At 46.2% G+C, this 15162-nt stretch carries 18 protein-coding genes; 8 read left to right on the top strand and 10 right to left on the bottom strand.

Translation table 11 applies throughout. The annotated features are described in order from the left end of the window. Positions 1-9: 9 nt before the first annotated feature. Positions 10-849 carry a pentapeptide repeat-containing protein gene (locus J7529_RS18520; RefSeq protein ID WP_318730201.1) on the bottom strand — a complete coding sequence of 280 codons (840 nt, stop codon included), beginning with the start codon at positions 847-849 and terminating at the stop codon, positions 10-12. A gap of 330 nt (positions 850-1179) precedes the next feature. Between J7529_RS18520 and ilvD the strand changes: the two genes are divergently transcribed. After that, positions 1180-2859 carry a dihydroxy-acid dehydratase gene (gene ilvD / locus J7529_RS18515; protein ID WP_318730200.1) on the top strand — a complete coding sequence of 560 codons (1680 nt, stop codon included), beginning with the start codon at positions 1180-1182 and terminating at the stop codon, positions 2857-2859. A gap of 178 nt (positions 2860-3037) precedes the next feature. Here ilvD and J7529_RS18510 read toward each other — a convergent pair whose 3' ends face one another. The 5 genes from J7529_RS18510 to J7529_RS18490 all read right to left on the bottom strand — a co-directional run bounded on the left by J7529_RS18510 (position 3038) and on the right by J7529_RS18490 (position 7068). Further along, the gene (locus J7529_RS18510) at positions 3038-3373 is read right to left on the bottom strand and encodes a DUF5615 family PIN-like protein (RefSeq protein ID WP_271936673.1); all 336 of its coding nucleotides are present in this window, start codon (positions 3371-3373) and stop codon (positions 3038-3040) included. Positions 3374-3376: 3 nt separating this feature from the next. Beyond that, positions 3377-3679 carry a DUF433 domain-containing protein gene (locus J7529_RS18505; protein WP_271936672.1) on the bottom strand — a complete coding sequence of 101 codons (303 nt, stop codon included), beginning with the start codon at positions 3677-3679 and terminating at the stop codon, positions 3377-3379. A gap of 51 nt (positions 3680-3730) precedes the next feature. Then, positions 3731-5050 (bottom strand): anthranilate synthase component I family protein, encoded by a 1320-nt coding sequence (locus J7529_RS18500; protein ID WP_318730199.1) that lies wholly within the window; start codon positions 5048-5050, stop codon positions 3731-3733. Between the two features lie 109 nt (positions 5051-5159). Further along, complete coding sequence (locus tag J7529_RS18495; protein ID WP_318730198.1) at positions 5160-6152, bottom strand: pentapeptide repeat-containing protein; 993 nt, start codon at positions 6150-6152, stop codon at positions 5160-5162. A 52-nt stretch (positions 6153-6204) separates the two neighbouring features. Next, complete coding sequence (locus tag J7529_RS18490; RefSeq protein ID WP_318730197.1) at positions 6205-7068, bottom strand: hypothetical protein; 864 nt, start codon at positions 7066-7068, stop codon at positions 6205-6207. A gap of 151 nt (positions 7069-7219) precedes the next feature. Between J7529_RS18490 and J7529_RS18485 the strand changes: the two genes are divergently transcribed. After that, on the top strand, positions 7220-8140 hold the full coding sequence (locus J7529_RS18485; protein ID WP_318730196.1) for a histone deacetylase: 921 nt from the start codon (positions 7220-7222) through the stop codon (positions 8138-8140). Positions 8141-8254: 114 nt separating this feature from the next. Then, complete coding sequence (locus J7529_RS18480; RefSeq protein ID WP_318730195.1) at positions 8255-8752, top strand: hypothetical protein; 498 nt, start codon at positions 8255-8257, stop codon at positions 8750-8752. Between the two features lie 34 nt (positions 8753-8786). On the opposite strand, the gene J7529_RS18475 is transcribed toward J7529_RS18480, so the two are convergent. Both J7529_RS18475 and J7529_RS18470 read right to left on the bottom strand, forming a co-directional pair. After that, on the bottom strand, positions 8787-9293 hold the full coding sequence (locus J7529_RS18475) for a DUF4112 domain-containing protein (RefSeq protein ID WP_318730194.1): 507 nt from the start codon (positions 9291-9293) through the stop codon (positions 8787-8789). A gap of 64 nt (positions 9294-9357) precedes the next feature. Beyond that, positions 9358-10326, bottom strand: coding sequence for a Sll0314/Alr1548 family TPR repeat-containing protein (locus J7529_RS18470; protein ID WP_271936662.1), 969 nt, complete (start codon positions 10324-10326; stop codon positions 9358-9360). Between the two features lie 124 nt (positions 10327-10450). Here J7529_RS18470 and J7529_RS18465 point away from each other — a divergent pair, with 124 nt between their 5' ends. The 3 genes from J7529_RS18465 (at position 10451) to J7529_RS18455 (ending at position 12889) form a co-directional block, all read left to right on the top strand. Continuing rightward, entirely contained in the window at positions 10451-11083 is a 633-nt protein-coding gene (locus J7529_RS18465) for an ABC transporter ATP-binding protein (RefSeq protein ID WP_318730193.1), read from the top strand. Positions 11084-11202: 119 nt separating this feature from the next. Next, entirely contained in the window at positions 11203-11640 is a 438-nt protein-coding gene (locus J7529_RS18460) for a hypothetical protein (RefSeq protein ID WP_318730192.1), read from the top strand. Continuing rightward, complete coding sequence (locus J7529_RS18455; protein ID WP_318730191.1) at positions 11630-12889, top strand: folylpolyglutamate synthase/dihydrofolate synthase family protein; 1260 nt, start codon at positions 11630-11632, stop codon at positions 12887-12889. The genes J7529_RS18460 and J7529_RS18455 overlap by 11 nt, the downstream gene beginning before the upstream one ends. A gap of 99 nt (positions 12890-12988) precedes the next feature. On the opposite strand, the gene J7529_RS18450 is transcribed toward J7529_RS18455, so the two are convergent. Next, positions 12989-14140, bottom strand: coding sequence for a transposase (locus tag J7529_RS18450; protein ID WP_318730190.1), 1152 nt, complete (start codon positions 14138-14140; stop codon positions 12989-12991). Here J7529_RS18450 and J7529_RS18445 point away from each other — a divergent pair. Further along, complete coding sequence (locus tag J7529_RS18445) at positions 14139-14276, top strand: hypothetical protein (RefSeq protein ID WP_318730189.1); 138 nt, start codon at positions 14139-14141, stop codon at positions 14274-14276. The genes J7529_RS18450 and J7529_RS18445 overlap by 2 nt on opposite strands. A gap of 61 nt (positions 14277-14337) precedes the next feature. After that, the gene (gene leuD / locus J7529_RS18440) at positions 14338-14925 is read left to right on the top strand and encodes a 3-isopropylmalate dehydratase small subunit (protein WP_318730188.1); all 588 of its coding nucleotides are present in this window, start codon (positions 14338-14340) and stop codon (positions 14923-14925) included. 102 nt (positions 14926-15027) lie between these two features. On the opposite strand, the gene J7529_RS18435 is transcribed toward leuD, so the two are convergent. Then, a complete protein-coding gene (locus J7529_RS18435; protein ID WP_318730187.1) occupies positions 15028-15159 on the bottom strand; it encodes a hypothetical protein in 132 nt (43 codons plus the stop codon). Positions 15160-15162 lie beyond the last annotated feature (3 nt).

The raw sequence follows: 15162 nt of genomic DNA, 5'->3' as shown, positions 1-15162 counted from the left end.
TTGCGATCGCTACTCATGGGTGGAACCATCTGGCATAATTGCACTGGTCATATCCGTATTACGCAAATTTGCCTGATTGAGTTTAGCATCAATCATCATGGCTTGAGCTAGATTTGCCTCTCCTAAATTTGCCCAATTTAAGTTGGTCCGAAACAAATTCGCCACTCGCATATCTGCTTGTCGCAACGTGGCCCAACTTAAGTTTGCCTGACGAAGATTGGCTTGATATAAAATTGCCAACCTTAAGTTGGCCCCACTAACATTCGCAAAACTCAAATCTGCCTTGGTTAGATTCGCTTCCTCTAAATTCGCCCCACTGAGCATCGCATTGGTGAGATTAACTTCTTCCAAATGAGCTTTAGTCAGTAAGGTATATGTGAGATTTGTCCCTTCTAAATTGGCCTTAGTTAAAATTGCTTCATCCAACTTGGATCGAGTCAAGGTTGCCTTACTTAAATTGGCATCATAAAGGCGAATTTCTGTCAAAATCGACTCACTGAGATTGGCTTGGGTTAAATTGGCTCCTGTTAAATCTGCTTCATGTAAATCAGCCCCTCGCATCCCTGCCCCACTCAAATTGGCTCCCATTAAATTAGCCCCTTGAAGATTGGCACTAATCAAATTAGCCTCTTGTAAATCAATCCCGCTCAAATTTGCGCCTCGTAAGTCCGATTCTCTGAGATTAACCCCCTTGAGTTTGGCTTTACTCAAATTGACTTGTGTTAATTGTGACTCTCGTAGATTGGCTTCGTTAAGAGCAATACCAACTAAAAGCTGGCGACTCAGATCCACTTGGCGAAAATCTCGTTGTCCTTCGGTGTATAATTTCTTGAGTTCGTCTAGATCCATGGGTTAGCGTTAGGCTTGAGTTGCTGGAGAAAGGGAGAAAACTTAAAAGAAGCCTATGGAAAATTTTAGAGTATCATACTGGCTCTAACCAAAGAACCGGTTAAACTCATAAGGTATATTCAAAGGGTCATCTCTTTTGAGACAATAGGAAGGAAGAGTATACAGCAGTTTCTTTGGGTATGCGGTATACCTGAATCCCCCCAAATCTGCCTCTTGAAAAGGGGAGCCTTTTACTGCCCTCCTTAAGGGGCGTTGGGAAGGATTAAAGCATACCTCAGAAGATTGCCAAGTGCTGTAAATCTCATTTCGTTGTAAGCAAAGGAGATCAGGATGGCTGATAATTTTAGAAGTCAAGTGGTTACCCAAGGTGTGCAAAGAGCGCCTAACCGAGCGATGTTGCGAGCAGTGGGGTTTAGTGATGAGGATTTCACGAAACCGATTGTCGGTATTGCCAATGGCTATAGTACGATTACGCCCTGTAATGTGGGTTTGAATGATTTGGCTGTGCGCGGGGAAAGCGCTCTCAAGGACGCGGGGGCCATGCCCCAAATGTTTGGTACGATTACGGTCAGTGATGGGATTGCGATGGGGACGGAGGGAATGAAGTATTCCTTGGTCTCTCGGGAGGTGATTGCTGATGCGATCGAAACCGCCTGTAATGGTCAGAGTATGGATGGGGTTCTGGCAATTGGGGGTTGCGATAAGAATATGCCAGGGGCGATGATTGCGATCGCTCGGATGAATATTCCAGCCGTGTTTGTCTATGGAGGAACGATTAAGCCCGGTCGGTATAAGGATTGCGATCTAACGGTAGTGAGTGCCTTTGAGGCGGTGGGGCAACATAGTGCGGGTAAGATTGATGAGACGGAATTAAAGGGTATTGAGGACAATGCTTGCCCAGGATCGGGATCGTGTGGGGGAATGTTTACGGCGAATACGATGTCTTCGGCCTTTGAAGCCATGGGCATGAGTTTACCCTATTCTTCGACAATGGCGGCTGAAGATGAAGAAAAAGCTGATAGCACAGCAGAGTCGGCTAAGGTGTTGGTGGATGCCATTCGTAAGCGCATCTTACCTCGCCAAATTTTAACCCGGAAGGCGTTTGAAAATGCGATCGCCGTGGTCATGGCTGTGGGAGGATCGACGAATGCGGTCTTGCATTTATTGGCGATCGCCCATGCAGCCGGTGTAGAGTTAACTCTGGATGACTTTGAAACGATCCGCGCCAAAGTCCCCGTGATCTGCGACTTAAAACCCTCGGGTCGGTACGTTACCGTCAATCTCCATCAAGCCGGTGGTATTCCTCAAGTGATGAAGATTCTACTCGACAATGGCGTACTTCATGGGGATTGCCTCACCGTCAGCGGTCAAACTATCGCCGAAATTCTTGCCGATGTCCCTTCAACCCCCAGGGAAGACCAAGATGTAATCCGTCCCTGGAATAACCCTATGTATACCACTGGTCATTTAGTCGTTTTGCGGGGCAATTTAGCCACTGAGGGCGGCGTGGCCAAGATTTCTGGCGTAAAAAACCCCAAAATCACGGGGCCAGCACGGGTGTTTGAATCTGAGGAAGACTGTTTAGCTGCCATCCTCGCCGGTAAAATTAAGCCTTCTGATGTGATTGTGGTGCGCTATGAAGGCCCCAAAGGTGGCCCCGGAATGCGGGAAATGTTAGCTCCCACCTCAGCGATTATCGGTGCAGGATTGGGCGATTCTGTGGGTTTAATTACGGATGGTCGCTTTTCTGGTGGAACCTATGGCATGGTTGTCGGTCATGTGGCTCCCGAAGCAGCCGTCGGTGGCGCGATCGCCTTAGTTCAAGAAGGCGATACTATCATTATTGACGCACCAGAGCGCCGTTTAGAACTCCAGGTTTCCGATGAAGAGTTAGCCCAACGTCGCGCTCAATGGAAACCCAAGGAACCGGCTTATACCAGAGGTGTGTTAGCCAAGTATGCCAAGTTAGTGGCCTCGAGTAGCAGAGGTGCAGTTACCGACGATTTGTAACTCTATCGGTTCTGATTTCACGGTAGGGTGGGTAAATACCCACCCTACGTGCTACAATTGCATTAAGGCAAGCGCTCCAGAGCCATGTACTTTGACTTCCGAATCGCTAGATTTAATTGACCCTGCAAGGTGGGTAACGCGGCTAAAAATAGGGAGATGGGAGAATGGGGCGATCGCCTTAAATAAACTCAATATGCCTATACATAGATTCTAGAGTTTGGAATTGTGAGATTTGTACAAGAGACAAGATCATTTCTCCTATTGAGCGTTTTCCTTGCTGACAATAAACAATTCCAGCATGTTCTACACCTCGACGATGAAGCCGAAGAAAATCGGCATCATGAGTAAAGACGACACGAGACTGTACTAAAGCAAAAGCAACTTGCTCTTCATCAGAAGCGCCCAAAAGCCCAACTTGAGCCGTTACGGTTACATCAAGTCCACGTCGTCTCAATCCCTCAGCGATCGCGCCATCTACGTTTTCATCCAAATGAAACTTAATTGATTCTTCCATATCTTATATCAAGCGGGGATTGGGCATCTTGGAAGGAATCTCGGCTTGCATCTGCTTAACCAACTCTTCATCCTCACGAATATGTTGCTTAATTTCTGAGAAATGGTCATGATAATAAGCCAAGGCAGCGTAAATATCAGACAAAGTAAGCGTTGGATAGCGTGAAGTAATTTCATCTGGAGACATTCCCATATATTCATGCCAAATGACAATATCTTGAACTCGAATCCGACGGCCCAGAATACGAGGTCTACCCCCACATATTCCAGGGGTGATTTCAATATGTTCGGAAATAACAGCAGTCATAGGAGGTTCGATCGTATCTAATTGGCATCTATTTTAACCTTGAAGCCTTGATTATTCCAAAACTAAATTGGTTAACATGGTATTCATTTTATTCACCGATTCAATATATTCATTTTGAGCAACTGATTCGGCCATAATCCCTGCGCCCGCATTGAGATAAATCCATTCTCCATATTGATAGGCTGACCGAATGGGAATGGCTAAATCCGCCTCTTCTTGAGAGTTAATCCAGCCGATCGCTCCTGCATAAATGCCCCGTGGTTCCGTCTCTAAGCGATCGATCCAGGCGATCGCCACCTCCTTATCAATTCCTGAAACCGTAACCCCTGGAAATAATACCTTGAGAGCATCCCAAAGGGATTGATTGGCACACAATTGACCTTGAACTTGGGAGGATAAGTGCTGTACCCATCGGTATTGCTTCACCTGCATAAAATCAACCACTTGCACCGTTCCTGGTGTACAGATCTTCTGCATTTCATCCTGAACTAACCAAATCGAAAGGGCATGTTCTTTCACCTCCTTCGCATCGGCAAATAATTCGCGTTTGAGCCGTTCGTCCGCTTCTGGAGTCTCTCCCCTCGGACGAGTTCCTGCGACGGGATTGGTCATTAAGTTTTGTCCTTTTAAGGGATTGTGGGATAATTGCATTAAAATTTCTGGACTAAACCCCACCGTCCTTACGCCAGGAAGGTGCAAACCATAGGAACGAAGGGCCTGATTCTGTTGATTTCCCAGGATATAGGTTCCTAAAATATCTAAATTGCCCTTAAGTTTCACAGAGCGAGAGAGAATTGCCTTATGTAACTCTCCCTGATGAATTGCTCCTTGCAAAGCCTCTACCTGAGCTTGATAATGATCTCGATCCGTAAATACCCATTCAGGTGTTGTCCAATGCTGAGGCCTTAAGTTTCCTGAATCCCGTAGTAGATTACAGAGGAGTTCTGGAGAATCTAAAGTACGTAACAGAATCTGATGGGGCCGAATAATCACTTCCGTCGCAGGCACAAAAAAATACAGTAGAGGGCCAGCGATCGCCTTATGATAAGGATAATAATACCGAACTAAATCAAAACTAATGTAACCGTAGGCTGTCCATTGTTCTAGAGGAATCGACCCGAATGCCTTTTCTACTTGCTTAAACGGATCGTCAACCAGAAAATAGCGATCTCCAATCAGACCCTGGAGTGTGACTTGCTGGAGATCCACAGAAACGGCGATCGCCCGATTACCCGCAAAACGGATCTCTTGCTCACTCTGATACACACCGTATTCAGAAAAGAGCCTAGACTCAATTAACGTCTGTAATACACCTAATGGTTCCCTCTGACCAGGGAGTAACACTTCATTGTAAATCCAGGTTCTGCCCATGTTTAGTAAAAGACAGCAAGGGGTAAGAGGGAACAGTGCCGCAATAGGCCCTTTAGATTCTCCCATCTATCACCAACTCTGGTCAATTCAATTCAACCGGTTCTGGTAGTTAACGCTTAATTGAACCATCTGGCAACGTTGCTCCCCGCAAGGTTGCCCCCATCAAATTGGCGCTACTCAACTCCGCATTAAACAAATTGGCCCCAGCTAAACTTGCCCCACTCAAATCCGCTCGTCCCAAATAGGCATCAATAAATTCTGCTTTCTTCAAAATCGCATTGCGGAACGTTACCCGACTCAAATCCGCCCGATTCAAACGCGCCATGGTTAAATCCGACTCATCCAGATTGACTCGATTCATCTTTGCATCGGCTAACAGAGCGCCCTGCAAATTCACCCGCATTAAATCCGCATCAATCAAATTCACCCGTTCCATCTTCGCATCGGTCAAATTGGCATAGCGTAAATTGGCCTGACTCAGCATGGCTTCTGTCAAAAAGGCTCCCTGCAAATTCGCTCCTTGCAAATTCGCCCCTGTTAAATCCGCCTCTCGCAACGTCGCCTCAGTTAAATTCGCTTCACTAAGATCCACCTTAGACAAATCGGCCCCCGACAAATTCACCCCTCGTAAATCCGCCCGATGCAAGGTAGTTCCCCGTAAAAAAGACATATAGGCGCGGCGCTCTTCCCGTAAATTCGCTCCCCTCAAACAAGCCCCCGTTAAATTAGCGCCACTTAAATCTGCCCCTCGTAAATCGACTTCCACTAAATTAGCATCGACTAAATTTGCCAAGGTCAAATCCGTCATCCGCAGATCGGCCTTATGCAGGGTAGTCCCGTGTAAATCGGCATCATGTAACTTCGCTGAAGTCATACTCGCTTGGGTTAAATTCGCACCTCCCAATTGAGTCCCCATTAAATTGGCCCGATTCAAGTTAGCTCGATTGAGATAAGCAAACATTAAATTGGCCCCTTGCAAATCTGCTTGATACAAATAAATGCCAATCAAATCTGCTCCTCTCAAATTGACTCGATTGAGCTTTGCACCGGCAAATTTTTGTTCTCCAGCTTCATACCGTTGAATCAGTTCTTGAGCATTCATATTCCCTCTTCATCACTTTTGATAGATAGTTGTCCAATACAAAACAATCTTGCTATTGGGAATTCGATATACGACGAGTCGATTCAGGTTCTTGACCAGTAGCGTTAGAGTCTGAGGAATTTTGAACAATTATACCGGTTAACTCACTCGGATTACGGTAAGCTTTTGCCTGATATATGACATCTTCCATTCCGGGTTCCCAATCTTGATAAAACCGCCCCATACATTGGATAATAGCTCCGGCTGCTTGATTACATTCACTCGGTTCATCTTCGGCATTATTGGCTGTAGCACAAAGACACTCTTCTAATTTTGCTAAGGTTTCACACTGTTCATAGATGCCATAAAGGAGTCCATCTAGGTTTTCGGCTTTTAGATTCACCCAATCTTGTTCTTCTAAACGGGATTTTTGGTGTAAGGCTGAAAATAAGACCATTTTAGCCCTGAGAGGATTGGTGTATCGCATCAGTTCTAACCGCAGATTGAAAGGGTCATAACCGGTGCGAATTTGAGTGTTTACGGGAGGGTCAACCACAGAGATAGAACTAGGCAGGGGTTGATTAGAGGCTAGGGTAATATGGGTTGGGGGTGCAGCATAGACTTGGGTGGCTTCCTCAGTATCAGGATAGACTTTGCTTAAAATAAGGACGATATTGTGGGCGATCGCCTGATATTCTTGTCTTTTGTTGAGGGTATTGGCAATCCGCTCGAGCGCTTCTCTGAGATCTTCTAAGGTGGGATATTTCTTAATGACTGATTCGAGTAGATCGGGTAAAGCTATGGCTCGTAAGCGTTTGGCATCGTTTTCCCAGATATCTTGCCAGGCGCACACTAACATTTTCTTCATCCGAAGCGCTTCGGGATGACGTTCGATTTCGTTGGTGATTTGTGGTAGAGCGGAGGGTATGGAAAGCATGATTAGCAGAGGTCGTGTTCTTTTGGCTTGGGAAGGTTATGGCGGGTAGAGCAAATCCCGTGATTCCCCAGAAAGGGGTTGGTTTTTATTTTAATACCATAGGGCTATAAAATAGAGGGCAAATTAAGCGGATGAGAGATGGGGCGCTCATATGGTATTTCCAATTATTTATGCTGAGGAATTTTTGCTCCATGATACGGGACGGCATCCGGAGAGAGCGGAGCGTCTTCAGGCGATCGCCAATCTTCTCCAATCTAGTTTATGGGCTGAATCTCTCGATTGGCAAACACCGACTCCAGTAGAAGTGCGTCCCGTTTTACCCTGGATAGAGGAAGTACATACGGCTGAATATATTCAACGGGTACGGGAAATTGCGGAAGGAGGAGGTGGGTTACTCGATGGCGATACCCCGGTTTCTGCCCAGAGCTATGATATAGCGCTCTTGGCAGTGAATGGTTGGATCGATGGTGTAGAGAGGGTTTTGGCAACAGGGACTCCAGCGTTTGTATTGGCGCGTCCTCCAGGACATCATGCGGAAGCACAGCGGGGAATGGGGTTTTGTTTGTTCTCTAATGCGGCGATCGCTGCTCACTATGCTTTAGCTCAACCGGGAGTGGAGCGAGTCGCTATTCTAGATTGGGATGTCCATCATGGCAATGGTACTCAGGCGATCGTCCAAAGCCATCCCCAAATTGCCTATTGTTCTCTCCATCAGTTTCCCTTTTATCCTGGAACCGGTAGAGCAACAGAGCGTGGAGAGTATGACAATGTTTTAAATATTCCTTTACCCTCTGGATCGGGAATGGTGGAATATTGGCCAGCCTTTGAAAGCCAAGCAATTCCATTTTTACAGCAGTTCAAACCGGATTTGTTAATTGTCAGTGCCGGTTATGATGCCACAAAAGATGATCCATTAGCAGGGATGAATTTAGTTCCGGATGATTATGGTACATTTACCGGAGCTTGTTTACAACTTACCTCGAAAATCCTGTTTGGCTTGGAAGGGGGTTATCACTTATCGAATTTGTCCGAGTCAGTCATGGCAACGATCGCTGCTTGCCTTAACGTTTAATTTCACAACCCTGTCGCCCTAGTCCTGGAAGCTGATCCCATTTCTGACAAGTTTGATTAAAATATAGCAATTTCATTGAGAAAGTGGGCAAGATAAGAAATCAAAGGAGATCGGATGTTATCTATTGAAGAGACATTTATTTTAGTTCAAGAAATGCTTCCTATTTCTGGGCTAAAGTTGGCTAGTGGTGTTCCTTCTGATGTACGCGGAATCAGTGATGTTGATATTAGTTTAATTCATCTTAAACCTGATGAATTACTGGAATTCATGCCAGAGGGGACAGCTCAAAAACAAAGAAATAAATTGTCATATCTGGCTTGGGGATATCAATTTACTCTAGCCAATAGATGGATTAATTTAACCGCTTCGACTTCAAATCAGGTTTATAATGCCGTTAAACACCGAGAGTTGGAATTAGAGTTAATTCATCGCTATCCCCGTTTTAGAGCAAGCGTTATAGACCTCAAGAAAAACACGATTTGGGGAACGGAAAAATGTTGGTGTTATGTATTAGGATTGGAAGGGAATGAATATGAACTCATGCTGAATCGAGAGTTGATATTAGAAAGAGCAAAACATAAAATCATGTCTTTATCAGAAGAAGTATTATAGGACTTTGACAGGCAATTGAGATTGATCGCTAGACTTAAAACAAAGAATTCATTAAAGCAGTTAATCCCCAAAGCAGGAACAGGCCGAAACTGGTAACGCCAACGACAATCAGGGCTAAACTCATAATCATGACAATGATAAAGCCGCGATCGGCTGCTTCGCTGGATTTAGGGGCTTGTAAATGTTCTTCCAGCAATTCCACATTCATGGCATTCGCTTTCCAGGTGAGATCGAAAATATCACCTAAAATGGGAACAATTCCGGTTAGGGTATCAATAAGGACATTAATTACCATGCGTCCTAGGGTTTCTTTCGGTAATCCAAACCGCGTGGCTTCCAGGACAATATAAGCAGATAAGATCCCACTCACCATATCTCCACCTCCAGGAATTAAGCCAATAATTGGATCGATTCCCACGCGGTAATTTAAGCCGGGAATAGGTAGAGCATTATCGAGCAGTTGACTTAAACGACGCAGACGTTGAATACGATACCGTTTGCTTCCCTGTTCTCTTTCTGGTTCCCGACTTTTGTGTTTCATGATGAATAATATGAATACAGAACGTTCTGACCCATTACCTATTACCCATCACTAGCGCGTAGCGCTAATCTAAAGAGGGTAAACGTTCCGGCCCCCAGGTTTGATTGCCTTCTTTAATGGGGTCGCGCAGAGCATCACAATTGCGCGGTTTCTGATCAATTTTACGCTGATTTTGACAAGATTCAAAAAAGATTTGGGCGACTAAATATTTGGGTAAAATTTGCGGCCGAGCTAAGGCCTGATTAAAAAAGCCTTGGGCGGCTTGCCATTGTTCGAGTTGTTTGAGAATCTGTGCTTTGAGGTAATGAACTTCAGGATGATTGGGGGTCTCAGATAAGGCTAAATTTACATATTCAAGAGCCTTATTGTAATTGCCTAAATCGCGATAAGCCATAGCAATGCCGCGATAGGTGAGATACTGGGGACGAGCTAGATTTTCTAAACGGGCGATCGCCTGTTGTGGATCGGCAAAGGGTAAATTCACGGCTAACATCAAGTCCATATATCCCTTAATTAAATTCAATTCTGGATCGTCCGACCGGATTTTTTCCGCTTTGTTAATAAACTTTAGTGCTTCTTGTAACTCCCTTAATGCTTGGGTTGCGCCCCTGACTGGCCCATCTTTAGCTAAGGCATAACCCCCTTCCATAAAATGACCCACTGCTATGTATAAGTTGCCCCGCAACGGGTTCTCATTGACTAAAGCCTTGGCCACTTTACCCGTTTGGGGAGCATATTCTTCAAATTTCTCCCAGTCTTGTTCAATATACGCTAGAGAAGCCATCATTGCATAAAGCATGGGATCGTTAGCTTCCTTTTGTTTTGCCTGTTGTAGATACTGTTGCGCTTGGGGATAATCTCCGCCAATAAAAAGGGCCTTAAATGCAGCTTCCGTATGGTCACCAATAGCATGGGGATTTTGTTCGCGGAAGGGATCGCCCGCTTGTAGGGAAGGCGTGAATACACTCAAGTGCAGTAAGCTGGCGATCGCCAAGCTGGAGCAAAATTTAAATAGGTTACGCTGGTTTTTCATGGCAGTTTAACTCAACAGCAGTCAGTCGATCTCTAGTCCGATAGTATACTCGATAGGATGATATATCTTGAATTAAAAGTTCCCATCCCCCTATCCCTCTATCTCCCTATCCCCCCATCTCCCCATGCTCTATCTAAACAACTTAAGCTATCATCCTCCAGCTATTCCCCACCCAGTTCTCAAAGCCATTAATTTAGAACTCGGCCCCCAAGAACTGGGATTAATTATTGGCCCTAGTGGGTCTGGAAAAAGTACCCTGATGGAAATTTTATCAGGTTTAGTTTATCCAACAGCCGGAGAAATTCGCTGGCGCGAGCAAGTATTAATTGCTGAGGATATGCAACAATTGGCCGGATTAGTGTTTCAGTTTCCCGAACGCCATTTTTGCGGCAGTACGATTCTGGAAGAGTTGCGTTTAGGTCATCCAGAGTTGGATTTAGATCGGGTTAAGGAAGCCCTGATGGAAGTGGGTTTAGATCACCTGTCGTTGCAAACCTCTCCCCATGCCTTGAGTGGAGGGCAACAGCGCCGTTTAGCTTTAGCGGTACAATTAATTCGTCAACCGAGTATTTTAATGTTAGATGAGCCAACCGCCGGTTTAGATTGGTCGATGCGTCGGCAATTGGTGCAATTGTTAGCTAAAATTAAGTCCCATTGGACCTTGATGATTGTCACCCACGATCCCGATGAATTAGTGAGTTTAGCCGATCGCTGTTGGCATTTAAATCAGGGGGAATTAACGGCTGTCCAGCTTTAGGGCTGGCAATAGGCAGTTGGGAGATTAAAACTTTATAAATGATCGCTTGCTCAGGCTTTCCATAGCGCACCATAATAGTAAGTACGGGTATTTTTAGACTGAATCCCTCAGTGTGACAGATGAAGACTTTACAGTTATGGAGTACAGTTGTGAATCCTAAGATGCAGGTACATATGCCCGATTCCCTAGCACAACATAGCGCCATAGGGTTCTGGCTAGTTATACCCCTGATGACTTTGGGTGGAGTGGTTTCCTTATTCACTGCCCCCGCTCTGTCCCAAGATGAGGCGGTGACTCTGAAAGGGGATTCTTTGCAAACGGTGGAGAGTCGCAGCACTCAAGATTTTCCGGGTTTGTATACAGACCTAGAAAACCGGGTCGATCCGCGGTTATCGACCCGGGGAAGATCTCAAGGGATTCCCCAATTGAGACTTAATGAAAAGGTGGATGTCATGTATCGAGAGAGTATCGTAGGTGAAGGTCTAGGATTATTTCGCTCTCCCGGTGATGTTAGACCTTCTGGAACAGTGAATTTGAGATTGCAACTTGAAGAATAAGGTTTCTCAATGGGGGCAGGCGATCACCGATTTGTTGCCCTCTCATCAACATCCAGCGATTCATTTAGGATTGGATCGCATTAAGCAACTCTTGGCTCGTTTGGGGAATCCCCAGGATCGGGTTCGAGTCATCCATGTGGCGGGAACCAATGGCAAGGGGTCAGTTTGTGCTTATATCTCGTCGATTTTACAGGCAGCCGGCTATCGAGTGGGACGCTATACATCCCCCCATTTACAAGATTGGACAGAACGAATTTGTATTAATGGTCAGAATATTGCCTCAGAAGATCTCTATAACATTTTGGTTTCGGTTTTAGAACAAGTCAATCCTGAAGATTCGCCCACTCAGTTTGAAGTGTTTACGGCTGCTGCATGGCTCTATTTTGCTGAAAGAGGTTGCGATGTGGCGGTCATGGAAGTGGGATTAGGGGGCCGTCTAGATGCCACCAATGTGTGCGATCGCCCTTTAGCTTCGATTATTGTCTCTATTGGTTGGGATCATTGGCAAGTGTTGGGGCCTACCCTAGGGGATATTGCCCGGGAAAAAGCGGGCATCCTCAAACCCCACTGTCCAGCGATTATTGGCGCTCTCCAGCCAGAAGCACAAACGGTGATTAAGCAACGAATTCAAGAGTTAAATTGCCCAGCTCTTTATCCTCCAGCAGCCGAAGATTTGGGGGGAGGAAAAGCTAGATTTGGGGATCTGGAGTATCAACTGCCCTTAGTAGGAGCGCATCAACTGCAAAATTCTGCTGTGGCGATCGCCACAATCCAAACTCTACCCCCTTCAGACTGGCAGATTTCTCCTCAAGCGATCCAACAGGGAATTGCCCATACCCGATGGCCCGGCCGCCTAGAATGGAGTAGCTGGAAACAACAGCGTATTCTGATCGATGGGGCCCATAATCCAGAGTCGGCGCTGGTTTTGCGCCACTATCTCGATAGCCTAGAGATGACCCCCATTCATTGGGTGATGGGAATGATCTCGACTAAATCTCATCAAGAAATTTTTCAAATTCTGCTGCGTCCCGGCGATCGCCTCTTTACTGTCCCCGTTCCCGATAGCAATTGCGCTTCCCCTGAAGCACTACTTGAACTCGCCCAAACCCTACAACCGAATCTGAGCGCTTGTGCTGCCTATCGAGATCTCCAAGATGCTTTAGATGCAGCAGTCATGGACTCTTCCGGGTTAATTGTGCTGTCGGGTTCCTTATATCTGTTGGGTTATTATTTTTCCCTACATAGGTAAGAGGTCTATTGATCGTCAGCAAGTTGACACTCCCCGCTCGCTTCGAGACGGGGATTCTTGGTTCATCGACCGGACTTAACTGAGCAGGATTTCTCCAACTCAACCAGAGGGCCAATCTCCCCAAGCGTATGCGTTCCCGTGTGCCCCACGGTACTCGAGTCCAAGGCGCAGGATGTTGATAGCAGCATTCACATCTCGGTCAGCCTCATAGCCGCAATGCGGACACTGATGGGTTCTGACTGAGAGCGCCTTCTTTACTCGTTTGCCGCAGTTTGAACAATCCTGGCTCGTATAGTGGGGAGGAACGGACACCGTTACCTTCCCATACTTCCTGCCCAAATACTCCAACCAATAGCGAAATGTTGACCATCCCGCGTCACTAATCGACTTAGCTAGATGCCGATTGCGAACTAACCCGCTCACATTCAAGTCTTCGTAGGCAACCCAATCGTTAGATTGGATGACGCAGTAGGCGACTCTCTTCGCCCACTCATGACGCTGCCTGCTTACCCTTAGATGCTTGCGGGCATATCGGTTCCTCGCTTTGTGATAGTTCCTGGACTGGGGTTTTGTCCCCTTGCGGTACTTTCTGGACTTCTGCCGATTAGCTCTGCTTAACTGTTGCTCTGCTTGACGATAGAACTGCGGTGCTTCCACTACACTGCCATCGCTGGCAGTAATAAAATAGTGCAGCCCCAGGTCAAGCCCAACGGCTTTTTGACTCGGCTCACTCTGTACCTGAATATTGACCTGGATACAGAACTGAACGTAGTAGCCATCAGCACGACGGACTAAGCGAACCCGCTTAATCAGGGCTTCGTCATAGCGTGCCAGATCGTAGGTTCCGAGCAACCGCAATTCCCCAATCCCGAAGCTATCGGTGAATTTGATGCGCTTCGGTCCTAGTAGTTTCCACCCAGAGGTCTTATACTCCACTGAGCGAGAATGCTTCTTGAACCTGGGATATCCTACAGGCTTAATGCCCTTCTTGCTGTTTTCATAGAACCGACTGATTGAACTCCAGGCTCGCTCGGCTGCTGCTTGACGCGCCATGGAGTTAAGCTTCTTGGCAAAGGGAAACTCCTCAGCCAACTTTTTGCAGAGCTTGCTAAGATCGTATTTACCCACTCCCGGGTTGTCCATCCAATAGCGCAAGGCCTTGTTACGAACAAACTGAGATGTCCGGATCGCTTCGTCAATAGCGACGGACTGGGCGGATTTCACCCGTGCCTTGAACTCTAGTACAATCATGGTCTTATCATCTAGCGTAAGGAAGGCGGACAAAGCCGCTCGTGTCGTCTTTCATCCCCGCAATAAATTGACGGGGCTTTCAGCCTCCCGTGCTATTTTCGTAACGTCTTACTATGGCAGTGCAAAAGAACATTAATATTCTTTAATATTCTTTTCCCTCTTGCCTATTTCCTATTCCCTATCCCCTTTCTATAACTATGAGTCAAATTCAACTAATTTCTGGCCCAGGAATTCCCTCAATCGGTGATGATATTGACACCGATCGCATTATTCCGGCTCGTTTTCTCCGCTGTGTCACGTTCGATGGCTTAGGAGAAGTTGTTTTTCAGGATGACCGTGCCCAAATGCAGGGCAAACATCCCTTCGATCAACCCCAGTATCAACAGGCGAAAATCCTAATCGTAAATGGTAATTTTGGCTGTGGTTCCAGTCGCGAACATGCTCCCCAGGCGATCGCCCGTTGGGGGATTCAAGCCATTATCGGTGAAAGTTTTGCCGAAATTTTCTTTGGTAATTGTGTCGCCATTGGACTGCCTTGTGTGACGGCTTCGAGCGAGCAAATTAAGACGCTGCAAACGGCGATCGCTGCTAATCCTCAAATGGAGCTGACCTTAGATCTCAATACCTTGACTGTAGCGTGGGAAGGCAACTCCAGCCCCGTTCACCTCAGTGCTGGAGCGCAACAAATGTTTAGCTCTGGTACATGGGACAGTTGCGGCCAACTTCTGCAAGGAGTAGACTCCATTCGTGCCACAGCCGCCCAATTACCTTATCTTCAGTTTTAGAGCACTATTCAATAATTTCCTCATATTGTTGGGGATTGCCTGTTTTTTTTGTCTCATCTGGTCAAAAATTTCCTGTAGAGTGTGTTCACTCAACCATTGATCTCAATCTTGGGTATAATTTCCCTGCCCAGGATTGAGGTATTGAATAAATCGGATCGCGTCTACAATACCGAGGGAATCCATGAGGGCTTGATAACCTTGGGTTACGATTTCTTGGTAGGTTTTAGTCGTCATTAT

This window comes from Roseofilum sp. Guam, from assembly GCF_017746735.1.
Lineage (GTDB): Bacteria > Cyanobacteriota > Cyanobacteriia > Cyanobacteriales > Desertifilaceae > Roseofilum > Roseofilum reptotaenium.
The sequence above is the reverse complement of the archived record's forward strand: the minus strand, read 5'-3'. Positions and strand labels throughout refer to the sequence as shown.

Bases quoted from the DNA above. Each gene is read 5' to 3' on its own strand.
- J7529_RS18450 (WP_318730190.1), bottom strand. From the start codon at position 14,140: ATGATTGTACTAGAGTTCAAGGCACGGGTGAAATCCGCCCAGTCCGTC.
- J7529_RS18520 (WP_318730201.1), bottom strand. From the start codon at position 849: ATGGATCTAGACGAACTCAAGAAATTATACACCGAAGGACAACGAGAT.
- J7529_RS18480 (WP_318730195.1), top strand. From the start codon at position 8,255: ATGTTATCTATTGAAGAGACATTTATTTTAGTTCAAGAAATGCTTCCT.
- J7529_RS18460 (WP_318730192.1), top strand. From the start codon at position 11,203: ATGAAGACTTTACAGTTATGGAGTACAGTTGTGAATCCTAAGATGCAG.
- J7529_RS18495 (WP_318730198.1), bottom strand. From the start codon at position 6,152: ATGAATGCTCAAGAACTGATTCAACGGTATGAAGCTGGAGAACAAAAA.
- J7529_RS18445 (WP_318730189.1), top strand. From the start codon at position 14,139: ATGGTCTTATCATCTAGCGTAAGGAAGGCGGACAAAGCCGCTCGTGTC.
- J7529_RS18500 (WP_318730199.1), bottom strand. From the start codon at position 5,050: ATGGGCAGAACCTGGATTTACAATGAAGTGTTACTCCCTGGTCAGAGG.
- J7529_RS18490 (WP_318730197.1), bottom strand. From the start codon at position 7,068: ATGCTTTCCATACCCTCCGCTCTACCACAAATCACCAACGAAATCGAA.
- ilvD (WP_318730200.1), top strand. From the start codon at position 1,180: ATGGCTGATAATTTTAGAAGTCAAGTGGTTACCCAAGGTGTGCAAAGA.
- J7529_RS18475 (WP_318730194.1), bottom strand. From the start codon at position 9,293: ATGAAACACAAAAGTCGGGAACCAGAAAGAGAACAGGGAAGCAAACGG.
- J7529_RS18435 (WP_318730187.1), bottom strand. From the start codon at position 15,159: ATGACGACTAAAACCTACCAAGAAATCGTAACCCAAGGTTATCAAGCC.
- J7529_RS18465 (WP_318730193.1), top strand. From the start codon at position 10,451: ATGCTCTATCTAAACAACTTAAGCTATCATCCTCCAGCTATTCCCCAC.
- J7529_RS18485 (WP_318730196.1), top strand. From the start codon at position 7,220: ATGGTATTTCCAATTATTTATGCTGAGGAATTTTTGCTCCATGATACG.
- leuD (WP_318730188.1), top strand. From the start codon at position 14,338: ATGAGTCAAATTCAACTAATTTCTGGCCCAGGAATTCCCTCAATCGGT.
- J7529_RS18505 (WP_271936672.1), bottom strand. From the start codon at position 3,679: ATGACTGCTGTTATTTCCGAACATATTGAAATCACCCCTGGAATATGT.
- J7529_RS18470 (WP_271936662.1), bottom strand. From the start codon at position 10,326: ATGAAAAACCAGCGTAACCTATTTAAATTTTGCTCCAGCTTGGCGATC.
- J7529_RS18510 (WP_271936673.1), bottom strand. From the start codon at position 3,373: ATGGAAGAATCAATTAAGTTTCATTTGGATGAAAACGTAGATGGCGCG.